Source organism: Streptomyces sp. NPDC045955, assembly GCF_056430805.1.
Map to the genome: position 1 here is coordinate 67,315 of NZ_JBWKKY010000002.1, position 18,917 is coordinate 86,231.

The following is an 18,917-nucleotide window of genomic DNA, read 5'->3' on the forward strand; positions in this document are numbered from 1 at the left end:
CACACCTCAGTGCACGGGGTCGGCGATGTGCTGCGTACCGATCCGCTTGCGGAACACCCAGTACGTCCAGCCCTGGTAGAGCATCACGACGGGAGTGGCGACCGCCGCGCACCAGGTCATGATCTTCAGGGTGTAGGGGCTGGACGAGGCGTTGGTGACCGTCAGGCTCCAGTCCGGGTTCAGCGTCGACGGCATGACGTTCGGGAACAGCGTCAGGAAGAGCATCGCCACCGTGGCCACGATGGTGAGCCCCGACAGGGCGAACGCCCAGCCCTCACGCCCCGCCCGCGCCGCGACCAGGGCCAGGACGAGCGACGCCACCGCTACGGCCACCGCGACGAGCGATGCTCCGTCACCCCGATCGGCCTGCGTCCACAGCAGGAAGGCGACAGCCAGCAGGGCGGTCACCAGCCCGACCCGAAGCGCCAGCTTCCGCGCCCGCTCCCGGATCTCCCCGACCGTCTTGAGCCCGACGAACACCGTCCCGTGGAAGGTGAACAGCGCCAGCGTGACCAGACCGCCGAGCAGCGCGTAAGGGTTGAGCAGGTCCAGGACGCCGCCGGCGTAGTTGAACTCCTGGTCGATCTTCACGCCGTGCACGATGTTGCCGAAGGCCACACCCCACAGGAACGCGGGGATCAGCGAGGTCCAGAAGATCGCCGTCTCCCAGTTGCGCTGCCAGTGCTCCTCAGGGCGCTTGGCGCGGTACTCGAAGGCGACACCCCGGACGATGAGGCAGACCAGGATGAGCAGCAGCGGCAGGTAGAGGCCGGAGAAGAGCGTGGCGTACCACTCGGGGAAGGCGGCGAAGGTGGCACCGCCCGCCGACAGCAGCCACACCTCGTTGCCGTCCCAGACGGGGCCGATGGTGTTGATCAGCACCCGCTTCTCGGGCCGGTTGCGGGCGAGCAGCTTCGTGAGCACACCGACCCCGAAGTCGAAGCCCTCCAGGAAGAAGTAGCCGGTCCACAGGACGGCGATCAGGACGAACCAGACGTCGTGCAGTTCCATGACTGTGCAGCTCCCTCGGCCTAGTACGAGAAGGCCATCGGCTTGTCGGCGTCACGGGACTCGCCGCCGATCTTCGTGGGCGGGTTGAGGTCGGCCTCGGTGAGATCCGGCGGACCCGCCTTGACGTACTTGACCAGCAGCTTGACCTCGACGACGGCGAGGATCGCGTACAGCGTGGTGAAGACGACCATCGAGGTGATGACCTCGGCCTGGGAGACACCGGGGGAGACCGCGTCACGCGTCTGGAACAGGCCGTAGACGACCCACGGCTGGCGGCCCATCTCGGTGAAGATCCATCCCCAGGAGCTGGCGATCAGCGGGAAGCCCAGGGTGAGGATCGCGATGCGCCAGTACCACTTGGTGAGCGTCGGGCTGAGGGCCTTCTTCGGCAGCAGCACGAGGTGCGGCACCTCGTCCTCACCCACCCGCAGATGCTGCGGCAGCATGAACTTCTTGCGGGTCAGCCACAGCCCGGCCAGGCCGATGGCGAACGACGTCATACCGAAGCCGATCATCCAGCGGAAGCCCCAGTAGGCCACGGGGATGTTGGGCCGGTAGTCGCCGGGCCCGTACTTCTCCTGCTCGGCCTTGTTGACGTCGTTGATGCCGGGCACGTACGAGGTGAAGTCGTCCTTGGCGAGGAAGGACAGCAGGCCGGGGATCTCGATGGCGACCTTGTTGTGCCCCTTGTCGACGTCACCGACGGCGAAGACCGAGAAGGGCGCCGGCTTCTCGCCGTCCCACAGCGCCTCGGCCGCGGCCATCTTCATCGGCTGCTGCTGGTACATGATCTTGCCGAGGGTGTCACCGCTGACCGCGGTGAGCAGACCGCCGACGACGACGGTGACGAGGCCCAGCCGCAGCGAGGTCTTCATCACGGGGACGTGCTTCTTGCGGACCAGGTGGAAGGCGGCGATGCCGACCATGAAGGCGCCGCCGGTCAGGAAGGCCGCGGTGAGCGTGTGGAAGACCTGGGCGAGCGCGGTGTTCTGGGTCAGCACCAGCCAGAAGTCCGTGAGCTCGGCCCGCCCCTTCGCCTCGTTGATCCGGTAGCCGACCGGGTGTTGCATCCAGGAGTTGGCCGCGAGGATGAAGTAGGCCGACAGGATCGTGCCGATCGAGACCATCCATATGCAGGCCAGGTGGATCTTCTTGGGCAGCTTGTCCCAGCCGAAGATCCACAGGCCGATGAAGGTGGACTCGAAGAAGAAGGCGATCAGGGCCTCGAAGGCGAGCGGCGCGCCGAAGACGTCACCGACAAATCGCGAGTAGTCGGACCAGTTCATGCCGAACTGGAACTCCTGCACGATGCCGGTGACCACACCCATCGCGATGTTGATCAGGAAGAGCTTGCCCCAGAACTTCGTCGCCTGGAGGTACTTCTCCTTCTCCGTTCGCACCCAGGCGGTCTGCAGTCCGGCCGTCAGGGCGGCCAGCGAGATCGTCAGGGGGACGAACAGAAAGTGGTAGACGGTGGTGATGCCGAACTGCCATCGCGCCAGGGTCTCCGGCGCCAAAGCGAGGTCCACGTCGCCGCTCCTTACATACGCTTGTGAAAGCGTTCACATTCACAAGCCATTATGCAGCACGGACTTTCGAGCCCCGGAGGGGGTCCCCTGTCTCCCCCGTCACAGTCAACTCCTGGCCGGGACTTCAACATATTGTTGAATCAACGGCAGGCATCGTCCGATACAGGAGCGTCGGTTTCACGTGAAACAGGCGCAATGTCCGGAGCCGCATCGACGACGACCCCGGTCTGCTCGCAACCGTGCGGGACGGCGACCCGAAACGCGTGGAACCGGTCGACGGTTGGCGCCGACCGGCTCATCCAACGGTTCTCAGTTCCTAGATCTCCCTGCGAAACCCTTCCGCCACCTTCAGGAAGATGTCGTTCGCCTCGGTCTCCCCGACCGTCACCCGCACACCCTCACCGGGGAACGGCCGAATCACCACACCTGCCTGCTCACACGCCTCCGCGAACGGGACCGTGCGCTCCCCCAGCCGCAGCCACACGAAGTTGGCCTGGGTCTCGGGCACCGTCCAGCCCTGGGCGCGCAGCCCGTCGACCACGCGCGTGCGCTCACACACCAGCGAGCCGACCCGGCCGAGCAGTTCGTCCTCGGCGCGCAGCGAGGCGATCGCCGCTTCCTGCGCGAGCTGGCTCACCCCGAACGGGACCGCCGTCTTGCGCAGCGCCGCGGCCACCGGCTCGTGGGCGATGGCGAACCCGACGCGCAGGCCGGCGAGGCCGTAGGCCTTGGAAAAGGTCCGCAGAACGCAGACGTTGGGCCGGTCCCGGTACAGCTCGACACCGTCCGGCACCTCGGGGTCGCGGATGAACTCGCGGTAGGCCTCGTCGAGCACCACCAGCACATCACCGGGCACCCGGTCGAGGAAGCGCTCCAGCTCCGCCCGCCGCACGACCGTGCCCGTCGGGTTGTTCGGGTTGCAGACGAAGATCAGCCGGGTCCGGTCGGTGATCGCGTCGGCCATCGCGTCGAGGTCGTGCACATCACCGGAGGTCAGCGGCACCTGCACCGAGGTCGCGCCGCTGATCTGCGTGATGATCGGATACGCCTCGAAGGACCGCCAGGCGTAGATGACCTCGCCGCCGGGGCCGGAGGTGGCCTGGATCAGCTGCTGGGCGACACCGACCGACCCGGTGCCCGTGGCCAGGTGGGAGAGGGGCACGCCGAACCGCTCGGACAGCTCGTTCATCAGCCCGGTACAGGCCATGTCCGGGTAGCGGTTGAAGGCGCAGGCCGCCGTCGTCACCGTTTCCATCACGCCCGGCAGCGGCGGGTAGGGGTTCTCGTTGGAGGACAGCTTGTAGGCCACCGGCCCACCCGCCGCGGCCGGCTTGCCCGGCTTGTAGGTGGGGATCCCCTCCAGCTCGGCGCGCAGCTTGGGGCTCGTCTCGCTCACCGCAGTCCTCCTCGCGAAGACCGGCGGCCCATGACCGCCGCCGACATCCAATACTCCTCACCTTATGAGGATTCGGCGCCGCTGCGTATAGCCACGACGGAGCGACGAAGGCCGGCCTGGTGCGTCCCACAGGCATCACGTGTGCGTCCCACCGGCATCAGAGGCATCACCGTACGAAGGCGTACGAAAGCAGGGGCGCGCCGCACATATATCTACGCGCCGGTGGTGCGCTCCGTGGCGCGCATCCCCCGTACAGGTGAGTTGAGACCTCTTCGCAACATCGGCCACTTGGCAGGCCCGTGCGGGCCGACAAGCCAGGTACTGGCATGGGAGACGCCAACGCCCTTGTTTTCCAAAGCAATTGGGGCCGAATGATCATGCAGAAACGTGCCTGTCAACGCGTGCATATGCGTCCGCACTACCCCACCGCATGAGCCCTACTATCGGCTCGCCATGACAGCAGCAGGGAAGCACCAGGTGAGCCGCGCGGAAACCTCACGTCGAGGCAGTCGGCCGGGTCGGGCGGGTATCAGAGACGTGGCCGCCGCCGCCGGAGTGTCCATCACGACCGTCTCCGACGCCCTCAACGGCAAGGGCCGGCTCCCGGACGCCACCCGGCGCCATGTCCGTGAGGTCGCCGACCGGCTGGGCTACCGGCCCTCGGCCGCCGCCCGGACCCTCCGTACCGGCAAGTCGGGACTCATCGGCCTGACCGTGACGACCTACGGGGATGAACCTTTCACCTTCACCGAGTTCGCGTACTTCGCCGAGATGGCGCGGGCCGCCACCTCCGCGGCGCTCGCCCGCGGCTACGCCCTCGTCATCCTCCCCGCGACCTCCCGCCACGACGTGTGGTCGAACGTAGCCCTGGACGGCACGGTCGTCATCGACCCCTCCGACCAGGACCCGGTCGTCAGCGAACTCGTCCGCCAGGGCCTGCCGGTCGTCTCCGACGGCCGCCCGGCCGGCTCTCTGCCGGTCACGGCCTGGGTCGACAACGACCACGAGGCCGCCGTCCTCGGCATCCTCGACCACCTGGCCGACGCCGGCGCCCGCCGCATCGGCCTGCTGACCGGTACGACCACGGACACGTACACCCACCTGTCGACCACCGCCTACCTGCGCTGGTGCGAACGCGTCGGCCAGGATCCGGTGTACGAGGCCTACCCGGCGCACGATCCGTGCGCGGGCGCCGTCGCCGCCGACCGGCTGCTCGCCCGGCCCGACCGGCCCGACGCGGTCTACGGCCTGTTCGACCCGAACGGCACCGACCTGCTCGCCGCCGCCCGCCGCTACGGCCTGCGCGTACCCGACGACCTGCTGCTGGTCTGCTGCAGCGAGTCCACCGTGTACGCCAACACCGACCCGCCCATCACCACGCTCTCCCTGAAACCGCGCCGCATCGGCACGGCGGTCGTGCAGCTCCTCATCGACGCCATCGAGGGAGTGGACTCCGACCGCCCGGTGGAGCAGGTGATACCGACGGAGCTGATCGTGCGCACGTCGTCCCAGCGGCGCCCGCCGCGCACGACGGTCAGCCCGCCGCGGTCACCCGAGGGGGCCTAAACCCGCCCGATCGGGTCAACGAAAGTGCGCACTCCTGGGGAGAAACAGGGCCGGTCCCCCGGAGAGAAGGGATCGTTCTCGCGAAGACAAGGAAAGCGAGGACGGTCACACGGTGGTCGAAGCCCGGCTCAATCGGGGCGAAAGCCGCGGTGAACTGGACTCTTGCTCTGATTCACCACCCCTGGGTCATCACATGGCGCGATCCGCATTCCTATGATGGGCCCACGACACCCACGGGCCGCTACGACCAGGCAGTCCGATGCGGTGCAGCTGCGGCGCGATGGTGGAGGGGTCGATGACTCAGGGGGCCGGTCAGGGACCCGAGGTGGAGCGGACGGCGACGCTGCGCGACTTCCGGGTGCCCGCGTACGTCCACGAGGCCGGTCCGTACGTCCACAGCGCGCACCCCGGCGAGGTCGCCCCGCCGACCGAGGAGACCTACCCCGAGGGGTACACGCCGACCGAGCGCGATCTGCCCGTGATCAACCGGGGCGACACCGTCCAGGTGGCCATCGACCCCGAGACCGTCGCCGCCCCGCAGGCCGACACCGGGCAGGGCCCGCTGTACGTCGTGGGTGATGTGCACGGTTACCTCGACCAGCTGGTGGCGGCCCTCCAGGAGAAGGGCCTCCTCGACGCCGACGGCCACTGGTGCGCGGGCACCGCCCGGCTGTGGTTCCTCGGCGACTTCACCGACCGCGGCCCCGACGGCATCGGCGTGATCGACCTGGTGATGCGGCTGTCCGCCGAGGCCGCCGCGGCCGGCGGCTACTGCAAGGCACTCATGGGCAACCACGAGCTGCTGCTGCTCGGCGCCAAGCGGTTCGGCGACACCCCCGTCAACTCCGGCGCCGGCACCGCCACTTTCCAGGCGGCCTGGCTGCTCAACGGCGGCCAGAAGACCGACATGGACCGCCTCCAGGACCACCACCTGCAGTGGATGGCCCGTCTGGACGCCGTCGAGGAGGTCGACGGCCACCTGCTCGTCCACTCCGACACCACCGCCTATCTCGACTACGGCCGCTCCATCGAAGAGGTCAACGACACCGTCCGCGAGACGCTCACGCGCAACGACGCGGACGAGGTCTGGGACCTGTTCCGCAAGTTCACCAAGCGGTTCTCCTTCCGTGACGAGGGCGGCGCGGACGCCGTACGCTCCCTGCTCGATACGTACGGAGGCAGCCGTATCGTTCACGGTCACAGCCCGATTCCGTATCTCCTGGGCGAGGTCGGCTCCGAGGAAGACGAGGAGAGGACCGACCCCGTGGTCGAGGGGCCGCACGTCTACGCCGACGGACTGGCCATCGCCATGGACGGCGGTGTGACCATGGCCGGAAAGCTGCTGGTCCAGCAACTGCCGCTGGGTACGTGAACGTTCACCGGGCAGGCGTTTCCCGTCACAGGACCGGACCGGTGAGGGGCCAATTTCGGTAAACCCCCTGTCACCGCCCACCTTCACGGCTCTACCATCGGTTTATCCGTAGCAGGCTCCCCTCCGTTTCTGCCCGACGGCTCGTCAGCATGCCGAGCCCCAAGCCCTACGGAGCATCGGGGGATGCACATGAACAGCGTTCCGCAGCACCTGCTGAGCGAGGACCGCCAGGAATACGAGCGGATCCTCGATGAGGCGCTGCGCTCCGCACCACACCGTCCGGAACTGGCCGCTGTCGGACAGCGGCTCAACTCCGAGCAACTGCGCACCATGGCGCTGAACGCCACCGCGCTCATCACGGCGGCCGCGTCGACCGAATACCAGCACTACGTCAAGGTCCGCGAGGCACAGCGCCGGCCGGCGCCGGCCGACCGGCCGGCCGTGCGCGCATCCGGCTCGGAGGAGCCGGACACGGGCGCGGCGGGCCTCACCGCCACCATGGGCGAGGTCGCCGAGACCGCCGGCGCGGGCGCCGTCGCCGTCGTCGCCGTCCTCGCTCCCGTCCTGGCCGGAACCGCCGCGGCGATCTTCCTGCTCGTCGGCTACATCCTTCAGATGCTCAACCCCGAGCAGACGTTCGCCCGGACCATGCTCACCACGGGCTGGGTGTTCGGCGCCGTGACCGCGGTCGCGATCCTCGTCGCCGCGGTGGGACTGCTGATCACCGCCCTGCGCAACAAGCCGACGGCCGAAAGCGACCCGCACGGCGAGCTGCACGGGGAGGTGGACCGGGCCAGGGAGGCCTGGCGCGAAGCCCTGCTGGAACGCGGCATCGTGCCCTTCCTCCGGGAGGCCCTCGTCGACCCGAGCGCGGCCGCCGCGGTGCACCACACCTCCCCGTCCACGCCGGTCAGCCGCATCCCGCACCTCGGCTACGACCGCCCGGGTTTCTCCAGCCCGGACGACGGCGACCGCGGCTCTCGGCCGAGCTTCAGCAGTCCGGACTACACCAGCCCGGACTTCGGAGGCCCGGAACACCAGCCGGAGTAGCCGTCGGGTCCCGGGTCAGTGCCCCGGGACCGGATCCCTCCCGGTGGGGCGGCGCCACCGTGCCCCAGGACGGACTCCTTCAGGTGCGCGCGCCGACCGCGGCCGGCTCGGGAACCGCGGCTCCCTCGGAAGTCGATCGGCGTTCGATGACTCCAAGCGCCACACCGGCGATGATGATCGCGCCACCCAAGGCCTGCCCGAGCCGGACTGTCTCTCCGTTGATCACCACGGCACCGAGCACACCGAACACCGGTACGAGGTTGAGGATGTTGACCGCGACACTCGAGGTCATTCGGCGCAGGCCGTAGTTGTAGAGAAGGAAGCCGCCGACGGAACATGCCACGGCCAGATAGGCGAGAAGTGCCGAGGCCGCCCCGTTCGGTACCTGCCAGTCCCCGGCCTCCAGGAGCGAAGCGAGCAGAAAGCCGGCGGCGCCCGCCACGGTCTGGTGGTAGGTGAGCGTCATCGCGTCCTGACCGCGGCCCGCGTACTTGCCCAGCACGTTGTACCCGGCCCACACCAGTCCGCCGAGCAGCAGCAGGACATCACCGAACCAGCGCTCGCTGCCGCCGACTTCCGCTCCGTTGCGTACGACCAGGAAGGCGCCCACGGTGGCGAGCAGCACACCGCCGACCCGGAGCAGCGGCATTCGGGTCCGGAAGACCACAAGCTCCAGCAGCATGGTCATCAGCGGGTAGGTGGCCACGATCAGAGAGGCATCCGAGGCGGTCGACAGCTCGACGCCTACGTTCTCCAGCACGAAGTAGACCGTGATGCCGAGCAGGCCGCTCAGATGGATCATTCGCCGCTGGCGGGCATTCGGCCGCGCGACCGGCTTGCGTCGCATGCGCACCATGATTCCGAGCAGGGCGGCGGCGAGCGTGAAGCGGATGGCCCCAATGCTCAGCGGACCGACGTCCGCCAGGACCTGTTTGGTCACCGCGTACGAGCTGCTCCAGAACAGCGCGGCCGCCACCACGGCACAGATCGCCCAGCCCCTGGCTTTCCCCTCGTCCACCCCTGTTCTCCCTTTCGGTCCGCACTCCCCGACTCCGCCCAGACCGCGCAGGAAGGCGAATCATGGACGGAATGATGGCCCACACGCTAGCAATCCAACGGGTGTATGGCACACTTGCCGAATATAATTCGGGAAGACGGGAGATTGACGGAACATGGACGAACTTGATTCGGCGTTGCTGCGGCTTCTGCAGCAGGACGGTCGGCGTACCAACCGGGATTTGGCACAGGAGTTGGGGATCGCCCCCTCCACCTGTCTGGAGCGGGTGCGCTCCCTGCGCGAGCGCGGCGTGCTGCTCGGCTTCCACGCAGAGGTGGACCTCGCCTCGATGGGCCGGGGTCTGCAGGCGATGATCGCCGTGCGGGTGCGGCCGCCGACTCGTGCGGTCATCGAACAGTTCCAGGCCTTCGTGGCGCGGATGCCTGAGGTGATCTCGGTCTTCGTGCTGACGGGCACCGACGACTTCCTCATCCATGTGGCGGTCCGCGACACCGACCATCTGCACTCGGTGGTCCTCGACAAGCTGACTGAGCGACAGGAACTCGCGGACGTGCGCACCTCGGTGATCTACGGGCACCTGCGGCAGAACGTCATCGAGCCGATGTGAGGCCCTCCAGGGTCGTGATCAGCAGGTCGCGCAGCCGCTGCCGCGACCCGCGGGCCGGATAGGCCGTATGCCTTCCAGGGCACCCGGCTTCAGGACGACCCGGACTCGGGCACCGTGCAGTGAGAAGGAAGGCACCTGATGGAAGAGCGGCGGATACGCGACAGCGCCCAGGGCGAGGGAATGTGCAAGGCATGCGGGAGCAGGCCGGCCGACCCGGCCGCAAGCGGGACGATGGTGTGCGAGCACTGCGCCACCGCGCTGGAACTGCCGGATGCCGCCGGACTGGTCGAAGACGAGGGCGTCGCGGTCCGGCGTGCGTTCGAGAACCGAGACCTGCGCCCTGAACGCTGACGGTCATGGAAGGCGCGCGCTGTCAGAAGGGTGCTTCCGGGCCTATCACCGGATCAGAACGAAGACCCTGCCGGCCATCACCGGCCGCCCACCCGCGTGACCGCCGCCGAAACCGACGAGACGGAGGTGACGCAGCCGGGCGTCGGTCACGATCACCGCCAGGCTCAGCTCCAGCCGAACCGGCGGTTCACCACCGCGGCGAACTCCTCCAGCGTCAGTACGGCGTCCCCGTTCTGGTCGGCGGAGTCGAACAGCGCGGACGAAGCGTCGGCGTCCTGCACTCCCCAGAGCGGCAGAACGCCCGAGGCGGCCAGGGACGGTCCCTTCGTCCGCAGGGCGACGATCACCTCTTCCCGGGTGAGCATCCCGTCCTGGTCCAGATCGAGCGCCTCGAACAGCCTGAGGGCCTTGTCACTCATCCTCGTCCCCGTCGCATGCTGGGCAGGCGGACAGATCCATCCCGCCCACCGGGAAGGACGCCTTGCGCGCCGACCGGGTTGCCCCGCGCGGGCGGTGGGAGCGGGAGTCACTGGGGTGGCAGAAAGCGGCCATCTCTCTGTTCTGCAGGGACAACGGTTGAGGAGGCAGGACCGGCGCGGCCTGCCTCCTCGCCACATCAATCCGCCAGGGGCAAGTAGACCCGGTTGCCGCTCTCCGCGAACTCCTTGGACTTCTGGAGCATTCCTTCTGCGATCTCGTCGGCAGACGCTCCGGCCGCGGCACCACCGAACCGCTCCGTGATGCTTTGGCTGATCTTCATGCTGCAGAACTTGGGACCACACATCGAGCAGAAGTGAGCCGTCTTGGCGGGCTCCGCCGGCAGGGTCTCGTCGTGGAACTCCCGTGCCGTGTCCGGGTCGAGGGCGAGGTTGAACTGGTCCTCCCACCGGAACTCGAAACGGGCGTCGGACAGCGCGTCGTCCCACTCCTGGGCACCCGGATGTCCCTTGGCCAGATCCGCCGCGTGGGCGGCGATCTTGTAGGTGATGACACCGGTCTTGACGTCGTCGCGGTTCGGCAGGCCCAAGTGCTCCTTGGGCGTGACGTAACACAGCATCGCCGTGCCCCACCAGGCGATCATCGCCGCCCCGATGCCGGAGGTGATGTGGTCGTACGCCGGCGCGACGTCCGTGGTCAGCGGGCCGAGCGTATAGAACGGAGCTTCATCGCAGATCTCCTGCTGAAGGTCGATGTTCTCCTTGATCTTGTGCATCGGGACATGGCCCGGGCCTTCGATCATGGTCTGTACGTTGAAACGCTTCGCGATCCGGTTGAGTTCCCCGAGAGTCCGCAGTTCCGCGAACTGCGCCTCGTCGTTGGCGTCCGCGATCGAGCCCGGCCGCAGGCCGTCTCCGAGGGAGTACGTGACGTCGTACGCGGCGAGGATCTCGCAGAGCTCCTCGAAGTTCTCGTACAGGAAGCTCTCCTTGTGGTGCGCGAGGCACCAGGCCGCCATGATCGAGCCGCCGCGCGAGACGATGCCGGTCTTCCGGTTCGCCGTCAGCGGCACGTACGGCAGGCGCACGCCCGCGTGGACCGTCATGTAGTCCACGCCCTGCTCGGCCTGTTCGATGACCGTGTCCTTGTAGATCTCCCAGGTCAGCTCCTCGGCCCGGCCGTCGACCTTCTCCAGGGCCTGGTAGAGCGGCACGGTGCCGATGGGCACGGGGGAGTTGCGCAGCACCCACTCGCGTGTGGTGTGGATGTTGCGGCCGGTGGACAGGTCCATGACCGTGTCGGCGCCCCAGCGGGTCGCCCAGGTCATCTTCTCGACCTCCTCCTCGATGGAGGACGTCACCGCCGAGTTGCCGATGTTGGCGTTGACCTTCACCAGGAACCGCTTGCCGATGATCATCGGCTCGATCTCCGGGTGGTTGACGTTGGCCGGAAGCACGGCCCGGCCCGCCGCGATCTCGTCACGGACCACCTCGGGTGAGACGTTCTCCCGGATGGCCACGTACTCCATCTCGGGCGTGATCTCGCCGCGGCGGGCGTACGCGAGCTGCGTGACCGCCTTGCCGTCCCTGCTGCGGCGCGGCTGGCGCGGTCGGCCGGGGAAGACGGCGTCGAGGTTGCGCAGGCCCCCGCGCGGCGAGGTGTGCTTGACGCCGTCGTCCTCCGGACGGACGGGCCGCCCCGCGTACTCCTCGGTGTCGCCACGGGCGATGATCCAGTTCTCGCGCAGCGGCGACAGGCCCCTGCGGACGTCGGTGTCGACGAGCGGATCGGTGTACGGGCCCGACGTGTCGTACAGGGTGACCGACTGCCCGTTGGTGAGATGCACCTGACGGACCGGCACCCGCAGGTCGGGGCGGCTGCCCTCGACGTACGCCTTGTGCCAGCCGATGGACTTCCCGGCCTCCTCGGACTGTGCGTCCTGAACGGAGGCAGGCGTGCGTGCGTCCTTGTTGGTCATGAGACCTACTCCCTACGCCGGCATTACCCGGTAACAGGTTCGGCGGTCGACGCAGCGGCTTCCGTCTGCCGACGTTCCGTGTGAAACATCACTCGACTTCGGTGATGTTTCATGTGAAACATCGCTGGGACGGAGGTCAGCGCCCTCTCAGCCCGGTGCTCCGAGCTCCCGCGTGTACAAAAGGTGCCTCCACGCTAGCGGCAATTCTGGCGCGGTGAACAGAGGGCCCCCCTCGTTCTTGCGATGATCGGTCGGTGACCACGACGCAGCGTCCTCCTTACCCACCGCCCGAACCGCCCCGCGGGTCCGGCGCCGGCAACGGCAACGACCGTGGGCACGACCGCGATTTCGCCGCCGGGGGCGGGCTCGGTCCCGCCCGGGGGCAGACGCACACGCACCGGCCCGGTCCCGGGAACGGACAGGGCGGCGGTACGGCCGGTCCGGCCGGTTCGTACGGTGCCGGCTCCGAAGGCTGGCAACCTGCCGGCTCCGGGCAGGGTGACGGGCGCGGCGACGGGTACGGGCACGGCGGAGGTGACAGGCCCGGCGGACGCGACGGGTACGGCGGACGCGACGGGTACGGCGAAGGACACGGTCCCGGCGGGGGCCACGGCCACGGTGGTGGCGACGGGCACGGTGGCGACAGGCACGGCGGAGGCGGCGACGGGCACGGCGGAGGCGGCGACGGGCACGGAAACGGGCCCGGCTCCGAGCCGGGCGGCGCGCACGGGCACAGTCACAACCACGGTCCTGCCACGCCCGTCTCCATGCACCTGCGCAAGGTCATCGCGGCGATCCTGATCCCGTTCGCCGCCGCCGTGCTGGTCGGTCTCGCCGTGCTGTGGCCGGGCGGCGCCCCGCCGCACGAGCGCACCGGCGTCGGCTTCGACCGGCAGACGCAGGAGGGCTCGGTCACCAAGGTCGTGGCGGTGAGCTGCAAGGAGGCCGGCGCCTCGGGTGTCCCGCCGACCGGCGACACCTCCACCGCTGAGGGTTCCTCCGCGGTGCAGCAGGAGAACGGCACCTGCAAGCGGGCGACGATCCGGGTCGACAGCGGCAAGGACAAGGGCCGTACCTTCACCGAGATCGTCCAGCCGGACCAGTCCCGTCAGTTGCACGAGGGCCAGGAGGTCGTGGTCGCCTACGAGCCCTCCGCGCCGAAGGATCTCCAGTACTCGGTCACCGACATCAACCGCCGACTGCCCCTGGCGCTGCTCGCCGGCATCTTCGCCCTCGCCGTCGTGGTCGTCGGGCGACTGCGGGGTGTCATGGCGCTGGTCGCCCTCGCCATCAGCTTCCTGGTGCTGAACTTCTTCATCCTGCCCGCGATCCTTCAGGGCTCGAACCCGCTGCTCGTGGCGGTGGTGGGCGCGAGCGCCATCATGCTCATCGCCCTGTATCTGTGTCACGGCCTGTCCGCCCGGACCTCCGTGGCGGTGCTCGGCACCCTCGTCTCGCTGCTGCTGATCGGCGTTCTGGGCTCGCTGTTCATCGACTGGGCCGCGCTCACCGGCAACACCGACGACAACACCGGTCTGATCCACGGCCTCTACCCGACGATCGACATGAGCGGTCTGCTGCTCGCCGGCGTCATCATCGGATCGCTCGGTGTGCTCGACGACGTGACGGTCACGCAGACGTCGGCGGTCTGGGAACTGCACGACGCCAACCCGACCATGGGCTGGCGTGGCCTCTACCGCGCGGGGATCCGGATCGGCCGCGACCACATCGCCTCGGTCGTCAACACCCTGGTCCTCGCCTACGCGGGTGCCGCGCTGCCGCTGCTCCTGCTGTTCTCCATCGCGCAGAGCGGTGTCGGGACCGTCGCCAACAGCGAACTGGTGGCGGAGGAGATCGTGCGCACGCTGGTCGGTTCGATCGGCCTGGTCGCCTCGGTGCCGGTCACCACGGCCCTGGCCGCACTGGTGGTCTCGGCCGACCGCCCGGGGACGCAGCCCGCCGCGGAGGCCGCCGCGGTCCCGGCACGCGGGGGGAAGGGCCGGCGCCGCAAGCGCTGACGGCTCGCGAACGGTGAAGTCGGCTGTCCCGCCGTACGGAGAAGCGTTCCTGCACAGTTCGACGGCATCCGGTGAAGCGTTACTCCACCGTGCCGCCCGACGGATGTCTCAGCCGGCGCCCTGTTCCGCCAGGATGCGGTCCAGGGCCTCGTCGAGATGGGCGTCGAAGTCGGCGAGCGAGCCCTCCTGGCCCAGCGGCACCAGCTTGTCGGTGCGGTCGAGGAAGGCGACCAGCGGTGCCGTCGAGGACCGGAACAGCGCCTGGTCGCTGCCCACCTGAAGCCGGATCAGCACCTCGCCCAGCGAATCCGGTTCGACGGGCGTGACCCGCACATCGCCCTCCCCGCACGGCCGGCCGACGCCGTCGATCAGCAACTCCCGGCCGAAAGCCCAGGTCACCGGGGCATCACCGGGCAAGTGGAAGGTCAGCCTGACGGCATAGGGATCACTGGTCTCATAGCGCAACTCCACCGGAATGCGGAAGGAGAGCTCCTCGGACACGAGAAAGCTCATCATGACCTCTGCCTGTACGGACTCGCGCATCGCTAACCCCGTCATTCGCCGTGGATGGCCGGCAACGAACCTCTGACACTTGATGGAATCTTGCTGAACGTACACAGCAGATCACAAGGAGTGAGTTTTCACATACTGATAGAGAGCGCGAGCGAGCCCAGCAGACTCCCGATCTCGCTCTGCAACTGCCGGGCCGCCGGGAGCAGCCGGTGCTCCTGGTGAGCGGGCAGGGAGATGGCCACCGTCGCGGCCCTCGTACCGAGGGTGAGCGGGATCGCCGCGCAGACGGCGCCCAGGGCGTACTCCTGACGCTCGGTCACGGGTTCCAACCGCCGCACCCGCTCCAGACGGCGCAGCAGGCTGTGGTTGTCCCGCACGGTGTACGGCGTGAGGGCCTGCACCGGATAGCGGTCGAGGTGGTCCCGGCGGGCCTCCTCGTCCAGCTGGGACAGCAGGCACTGCCCGATGGCGTGCGCGTGCCCGGTCTCCCGGAAGTCGGCCCACTCCTCGACCGCGGGATTGCCCGGGGTGTCGGAGACGCACATGACCTCGATCTCGCCCTCGCGGTACACCGCGAAGTACACGGGAACGCCGAGCACGTCCCGCCAGTGCGCGAGCGCGTCGACGACCGTGCTGCGACGTTTCTGCCGGGCCCCGCTGCTGCTCAGCCGCTCGGCGGCCTCACCGAGGAAGAACAGGCCCTTGTCACGGTGCAGATAGCCCTCATGTACCAGGGTGCGCAGCAGGTGGTAGGCCGTGGGCAGCGCCAGCCCGGTCTCCCGGGCCAGTTGCTTGGCGGGGGCGCCGTATTCGTGCGCGGCGACGGTCTCCAGCAGGCGCATCGCGCGCTGCACGGATCCGATGAGGGTCGCCGGAGGGGGCGGCGGGGCGGGAGGCGGTTGCTCGGAGAGGGGCGCCGAGCGGGGTTGCGCGGGGACGGTGCGCAGGTGGACAGGTGCGGTGTCAGCCGGGGCCAAGGGTCACTCCCGAAGCGCGAGGGGGCAGACCGTGCCGATGGACACGGGTGGGGTGTGCCGCTCACGGGGATGTCCCCGCGTCGAGTTCCGGACTCTATTCGTCTGCCACCGCACGCAGACGGCCCGGAACGGAAACTTCCCCCGGCCGAGGGAACCGGTGACTCCGGGTGTTTCCCCCTACCCCCACCGGTTTCCCACCGGTCTCACCAGTCGCTGCGCGACGAGGAGCTCGACGTGAACTTCCGTACGACGTAGATCAGTCCGCCGACCAGTGCCACGAAGACCAGCACCTTGAAGAGCAGTCCGATGACGAAGCCGACCACGCTGGCGATCAGCCCGCCGAACACGACCAGGGCGATGACCGGCACCGCGATCCACTTCACCCACCACGGCAGTCCCGTGAAGATCTCTCGCATCGCCCTCGTCCTTACCTCTCCACCCGTTCGAGTGCCGGGCCCTGTCGGTCTCTTCTGGATCTCTTGACGTCCTGCACTCGATGCTAGGTCCGGGAGGGGGCCCTGCGGGGGCCTCGCACCCCTTGTCCTCCCCTGACCGATCCCCTAGGGAACCCCGAGAGGGCTCGTCAGCTCTCGGGGGGAGAGAAGACCACGAGCACCCTCAGGTCCTCGGTGATGTGGTGGAACTTGTGCGCGACACCGGCAGGTACGTAGATCACGCTGCCGCGCGCCACCTGCGTCGTCTCCAGGCCGACCGTGATCGCGGCACGGCCGCTCACTACGAAGTAGACCTCGTCCTGATTGTGCGGCTTCTGTGGATCCTGGTCGCCCGCGTCGAGGGCGTACAGGCCGACCGACATGTTCTGCTCCCGCAGAAACTGCAGGTAGGCGCCCTCGTTGGCGGCGCGCTCCGCCTCCAGTTCGTCCAGCCGGAATGCCTTCATCGCTTCGTCCGCCCCTGCCTCGTGTCCCCATGTCCGATCAGGTCTGCCACGATCAGACACATGATGAATTTTGTAGTCAAGACGATCGCCAACGCGGGTGCCCTGGCGGTCGCCGTATGGCTGCTCGACAAGATCACCCTGACCGGTGACAGCACGGGCAAGAAGGCCGGCACCCTGATTATCGTCGCGCTGATCTTCGGCCTGGTGAACTTCCTGGTCAAGCCGGTCGTCAAGCTCCTCAGCCTCCCGCTGCTGATCCTGACGCTGGGCCTGTTCACCCTGGTCGTCAACGCGTTGATGCTGCTGCTCACCTCGTGGCTGGCCGACAAGCTCGACCTCAGCTTCCACGTCGAGGGCTTCTGGACGGCAGTCCTGGGCGGCCTGATCATCTCGGTCGTCTCCTGGGCGCTGCACGTCGTCCTGCCCGACAAGGACTGAACGCGCATGACCTACCGCGTCTGCTTCGTCTGCACGGGCAACATCTGCCGTTCCCCGATGGCCGAGATCGTCTTCCGCGCGCGCGTGGCGGAGGCCGGTCTCGACGGCCTGGTCGAGGTCGACAGCGCCGGCACGGGCGGCTGGCACGAGGGCGACGGCGCCGACCCCCGCACGGTGGCCGTCCTCGCGGAGAACGGCTACGCCACCGGCCACACGGCCCGGCAGTTCCAGCCGTCATGGTTCTCCCACCTCGATCTCGTCGTCGCCCTCGACTCCGGCCACCTCAGGGCGCTGCGCCGTCTCGCGCCCACGGAGCAGGACGCGCAGAAGGTGCGTCTGCTGCGTTCGTACGACCCCGCGGCCGGCGACGACCTCGACGTACCGGACCCGTACTACGGGGGCGCCGAGGGCTTCGAGGAGTGCCTTGAGATGGTGGAGACGGCGAGCGCCGGTCTGCTCGCCGCGGTGCGTGAGGACGTGGAGGGACGGGCGGCATGAGCGAATCCGCGACGGGTGACGGCACGCGCGCGGTGCGGGCCGGGCTGCCCGAGCCGGCCAAGTACGAGCCGACCCTGCCCGGACCTGTCTTCGCCGCCCACTACCACCTGCCGGGCGAGCCCACCGGCCCCTACACCTACGGCCGCGACGAGAACCCGACCTGGACGCTGCTGGAGGGCGCCGTCGGGGAGCTGGAGGCGCCCGGTCAGGACGACGTCGAGACGCTCGTGTTCGCCTCCGGCATGGCCGCTACGTCGGCGGTGCTCTTCTCCCAGCTGCGCGCCGGGGACGTGTGCGTCCTGCCCGACGACGGCTATCAGGCGCTGCCCCTGGTCCGCGCCCAGCTGGAGGCGTACGGCATCGAGGTGCGCACCGCGCCCACCCGTGATGACGCCCAGCTCGACGTCCTCGACGGTGCGAAGCTGCTGTGGATCGAGACGCCGTCGAACCCCGGCCTCGACGTGTGCGACATCAGGCGGCTCGCGGAGGCGGCACACGCGCATGGCGCCCTGGTGGCCGTGGACAACACCCTGGCGACACCGCTCGGCCAGCGCCCCCTGGAGCTCGGCGCCGACTTCGCGGTGGCCAGCGGCACCAAGCAGCTCAGCGGGCACGGCGACATCCTCCTGGGCTACGTCGTCGGCCGGAACGCCGAGGCGATGACCGCCGTACGCCGCTGGCGCAAGATCGTCGGTGCGATTCCCGGGCCTATGGAGGCCTGGCTCGCGCACCGCTCCATCGCGACGCTCCAGCTGCGCGTCGACCGGCAGAGCGCGACGGCGCTGGCGGTCGCCGAGGCACTGCGCGAGCGGCCCGAGGTGACCGGCCTGCGCTACCCCGGACTTCCCTGCGATCCCGCCCACAAGATCGCCGCGCAGCAGATGCGGCGCTACGGCTGCGTGGTGTCGTTCGCGCTGCCCACGCGCGCCCGTGCCGACCGTTTTCTCGACGCCCTGCGGCTCGTGGACGACGCGACGAGCTTCGGCGGAGTGCGGTCCACGGCCGAACGGCGCGGACGCTGGGGCGGCGACGCGGTGCCGGAGGGCTTCATCCGCCTCTCGGTCGGCGCTGAGGATCCGCAGGACCTGGTGGCCGATGTGCTGCGCGCGCTGGACGCGTCGGCAGCCTGACATTCCCCACGGACGGTCCGAGCCTCCCCCCTCGTGGCTCGGACCGTCCCCCGGTTCCGCGCGCAAGAACCGCGCGACCAAGGCTAGTTGACTCTCTGTCAGTGTCCAATCACAGTAGCGACAGAG

The 18,917-nt window shown here is 68.8% G+C and carries 19 protein-coding genes; 9 read left to right on the plus strand and 10 right to left on the minus strand.

Annotation, left to right across the window (positions count from 1 at the left end; translation table 11 throughout):
* Nucleotides 1-6 precede the first annotated feature (6 nt).
* The 3 genes from cydB to hisC all read right to left on the minus strand — a co-directional run bounded on the left by cydB (nucleotide 7) and on the right by hisC (nucleotide 3,936).
* A complete protein-coding gene (gene cydB / locus AC07F0_RS03595; protein WP_478973741.1) occupies nucleotides 7-1,011 on the minus strand; it encodes a cytochrome d ubiquinol oxidase subunit II in 1,005 nt (334 codons plus the stop codon).
* Nucleotides 1,012-1,031: 20 nt separating this feature from the next.
* Entirely contained in the window at nucleotides 1,032-2,540 is a 1,509-nt protein-coding gene (locus tag AC07F0_RS03600; RefSeq protein ID WP_478973744.1) for a cytochrome ubiquinol oxidase subunit I, read from the minus strand.
* 316 nt (nucleotides 2,541-2,856) lie between these two features.
* Nucleotides 2,857-3,936: a histidinol-phosphate transaminase gene (gene hisC / locus AC07F0_RS03605; protein WP_478973746.1), complete on the minus strand. Its 1,080-nt coding sequence runs from the start codon at nucleotides 3,934-3,936 to the stop codon at nucleotides 2,857-2,859.
* 453 nt (nucleotides 3,937-4,389) lie between these two features.
* Here hisC and AC07F0_RS03610 point away from each other — a divergent pair, with 453 nt between their 5' ends.
* From AC07F0_RS03610 to AC07F0_RS03620, 3 genes are all read left to right on the plus strand, one after another.
* A complete protein-coding gene (locus tag AC07F0_RS03610; protein WP_436728846.1) occupies nucleotides 4,390-5,502 on the plus strand; it encodes a LacI family DNA-binding transcriptional regulator in 1,113 nt (370 codons plus the stop codon).
* 280 nt (nucleotides 5,503-5,782) lie between these two features.
* Entirely contained in the window at nucleotides 5,783-6,874 is a 1,092-nt protein-coding gene (locus tag AC07F0_RS03615) for a metallophosphoesterase (RefSeq protein ID WP_478973749.1), read from the plus strand.
* Nucleotides 6,875-7,057: 183 nt separating this feature from the next.
* A complete protein-coding gene (locus AC07F0_RS03620) occupies nucleotides 7,058-7,924 on the plus strand; it encodes a hypothetical protein (protein ID WP_478973752.1) in 867 nt (288 codons plus the stop codon).
* A 79-nt stretch (nucleotides 7,925-8,003) separates the two neighbouring features.
* Here the strand turns inward: AC07F0_RS03620 and AC07F0_RS03625 are convergent, their stop codons facing one another.
* Nucleotides 8,004-8,942 carry a DMT family transporter gene (locus AC07F0_RS03625; protein WP_478973755.1) on the minus strand — a complete coding sequence of 313 codons (939 nt, stop codon included), beginning with the start codon at nucleotides 8,940-8,942 and terminating at the stop codon, nucleotides 8,004-8,006.
* A 154-nt stretch (nucleotides 8,943-9,096) separates the two neighbouring features.
* Here AC07F0_RS03625 and AC07F0_RS03630 point away from each other — a divergent pair, with 154 nt between their 5' ends.
* Nucleotides 9,097-9,549 (plus strand): Lrp/AsnC family transcriptional regulator, encoded by a 453-nt coding sequence (locus tag AC07F0_RS03630; RefSeq protein ID WP_436728843.1) that lies wholly within the window; start codon nucleotides 9,097-9,099, stop codon nucleotides 9,547-9,549.
* A 138-nt stretch (nucleotides 9,550-9,687) separates the two neighbouring features.
* Entirely contained in the window at nucleotides 9,688-9,900 is a 213-nt protein-coding gene (locus AC07F0_RS03635; RefSeq protein WP_478973757.1) for a hypothetical protein, read from the plus strand.
* A gap of 164 nt (nucleotides 9,901-10,064) precedes the next feature.
* Here the strand turns inward: AC07F0_RS03635 and AC07F0_RS03640 are convergent, their stop codons facing one another.
* Together AC07F0_RS03640 and thiC are read right to left on the minus strand one after the other, a co-directional pair.
* The gene (locus AC07F0_RS03640) at nucleotides 10,065-10,319 is read right to left on the minus strand and encodes an EF-hand domain-containing protein (RefSeq protein ID WP_436728841.1); all 255 of its coding nucleotides are present in this window, start codon (nucleotides 10,317-10,319) and stop codon (nucleotides 10,065-10,067) included.
* A gap of 197 nt (nucleotides 10,320-10,516) precedes the next feature.
* A complete protein-coding gene (thiC, locus tag AC07F0_RS03645; RefSeq protein ID WP_478973760.1) occupies nucleotides 10,517-12,316 on the minus strand; it encodes a phosphomethylpyrimidine synthase ThiC in 1,800 nt (599 codons plus the stop codon).
* Between the two features lie 254 nt (nucleotides 12,317-12,570).
* On the opposite strand from thiC, the gene AC07F0_RS03650 reads away from it, so the two are divergent.
* Nucleotides 12,571-14,334 (plus strand): YibE/F family protein, encoded by a 1,764-nt coding sequence (locus AC07F0_RS03650; RefSeq protein WP_478973763.1) that lies wholly within the window; start codon nucleotides 12,571-12,573, stop codon nucleotides 14,332-14,334.
* Between the two features lie 108 nt (nucleotides 14,335-14,442).
* Here AC07F0_RS03650 and AC07F0_RS03655 read toward each other — a convergent pair whose 3' ends face one another.
* From AC07F0_RS03655 to AC07F0_RS03670, 4 genes are all read right to left on the minus strand, one after another.
* Nucleotides 14,443-14,877, minus strand: coding sequence for an SsgA family sporulation/cell division regulator (locus AC07F0_RS03655; RefSeq protein WP_020271172.1), 435 nt, complete (start codon nucleotides 14,875-14,877; stop codon nucleotides 14,443-14,445).
* 98 nt (nucleotides 14,878-14,975) lie between these two features.
* Complete coding sequence (locus AC07F0_RS03660) at nucleotides 14,976-15,701, minus strand: IclR family transcriptional regulator (protein WP_478973766.1); 726 nt, start codon at nucleotides 15,699-15,701, stop codon at nucleotides 14,976-14,978.
* A gap of 326 nt (nucleotides 15,702-16,027) precedes the next feature.
* The gene (locus AC07F0_RS03665; RefSeq protein WP_020271174.1) at nucleotides 16,028-16,240 is read right to left on the minus strand and encodes a DUF5326 family protein; all 213 of its coding nucleotides are present in this window, start codon (nucleotides 16,238-16,240) and stop codon (nucleotides 16,028-16,030) included.
* Between the two features lie 167 nt (nucleotides 16,241-16,407).
* Nucleotides 16,408-16,725: a cupin domain-containing protein gene (locus tag AC07F0_RS03670; protein WP_010032823.1), complete on the minus strand. Its 318-nt coding sequence runs from the start codon at nucleotides 16,723-16,725 to the stop codon at nucleotides 16,408-16,410.
* Nucleotides 16,726-16,785: 60 nt separating this feature from the next.
* Here AC07F0_RS03670 and AC07F0_RS03675 point away from each other — a divergent pair, with 60 nt between their 5' ends.
* The 3 genes from AC07F0_RS03675 to AC07F0_RS03685 are packed head-to-tail and all read left to right on the plus strand — an operon-like array spanning nucleotide 16,786 to nucleotide 18,791.
* The gene (locus AC07F0_RS03675; RefSeq protein ID WP_436731549.1) at nucleotides 16,786-17,163 is read left to right on the plus strand and encodes a phage holin family protein; all 378 of its coding nucleotides are present in this window, start codon (nucleotides 16,786-16,788) and stop codon (nucleotides 17,161-17,163) included.
* 6 nt (nucleotides 17,164-17,169) lie between these two features.
* On the plus strand, nucleotides 17,170-17,661 hold the full coding sequence (locus AC07F0_RS03680; RefSeq protein WP_478973769.1) for a low molecular weight protein-tyrosine-phosphatase: 492 nt from the start codon (nucleotides 17,170-17,172) through the stop codon (nucleotides 17,659-17,661).
* Complete coding sequence (locus AC07F0_RS03685; RefSeq protein WP_478973771.1) at nucleotides 17,658-18,791, plus strand: cystathionine gamma-lyase; 1,134 nt, start codon at nucleotides 17,658-17,660, stop codon at nucleotides 18,789-18,791. Before AC07F0_RS03680 ends, AC07F0_RS03685 begins: the two co-directional genes overlap by 4 nt.
* Nucleotides 18,792-18,917: the final 126 nt, after the last annotated feature.

Excerpts from the sequence above, each read along its gene's own strand:
- thiC (WP_478973760.1), bottom strand. The coding sequence starts at position 12,316 with ATGACCAACAAGGACGCACGCACGCCTGCCTCCGTTCAGGACGCACAG.
- AC07F0_RS03615 (WP_478973749.1), top strand. The coding sequence starts at position 5,783 with ATGGTGGAGGGGTCGATGACTCAGGGGGCCGGTCAGGGACCCGAGGTG.
- AC07F0_RS03680 (WP_478973769.1), top strand. The coding sequence starts at position 17,170 with ATGACCTACCGCGTCTGCTTCGTCTGCACGGGCAACATCTGCCGTTCC.
- AC07F0_RS03610 (WP_436728846.1), top strand. The coding sequence starts at position 4,390 with ATGACAGCAGCAGGGAAGCACCAGGTGAGCCGCGCGGAAACCTCACGT.
- AC07F0_RS03635 (WP_478973757.1), top strand. The coding sequence starts at position 9,688 with ATGGAAGAGCGGCGGATACGCGACAGCGCCCAGGGCGAGGGAATGTGC.
- cydB (WP_478973741.1), bottom strand. The coding sequence starts at position 1,011 with ATGGAACTGCACGACGTCTGGTTCGTCCTGATCGCCGTCCTGTGGACC.
- AC07F0_RS03685 (WP_478973771.1), top strand. The coding sequence starts at position 17,658 with ATGAGCGAATCCGCGACGGGTGACGGCACGCGCGCGGTGCGGGCCGGG.
- AC07F0_RS03620 (WP_478973752.1), top strand. The coding sequence starts at position 7,058 with ATGCACATGAACAGCGTTCCGCAGCACCTGCTGAGCGAGGACCGCCAG.
- AC07F0_RS03665 (WP_020271174.1), bottom strand. The coding sequence starts at position 16,240 with ATGCGAGAGATCTTCACGGGACTGCCGTGGTGGGTGAAGTGGATCGCG.
- AC07F0_RS03630 (WP_436728843.1), top strand. The coding sequence starts at position 9,097 with ATGGACGAACTTGATTCGGCGTTGCTGCGGCTTCTGCAGCAGGACGGT.
- AC07F0_RS03640 (WP_436728841.1), bottom strand. The coding sequence starts at position 10,319 with ATGAGTGACAAGGCCCTCAGGCTGTTCGAGGCGCTCGATCTGGACCAG.
- AC07F0_RS03675 (WP_436731549.1), top strand. The coding sequence starts at position 16,786 with ATGATGAATTTTGTAGTCAAGACGATCGCCAACGCGGGTGCCCTGGCG.
- AC07F0_RS03655 (WP_020271172.1), bottom strand. The coding sequence starts at position 14,877 with ATGCGCGAGTCCGTACAGGCAGAGGTCATGATGAGCTTTCTCGTGTCC.
- AC07F0_RS03670 (WP_010032823.1), bottom strand. The coding sequence starts at position 16,725 with ATGAAGGCATTCCGGCTGGACGAACTGGAGGCGGAGCGCGCCGCCAAC.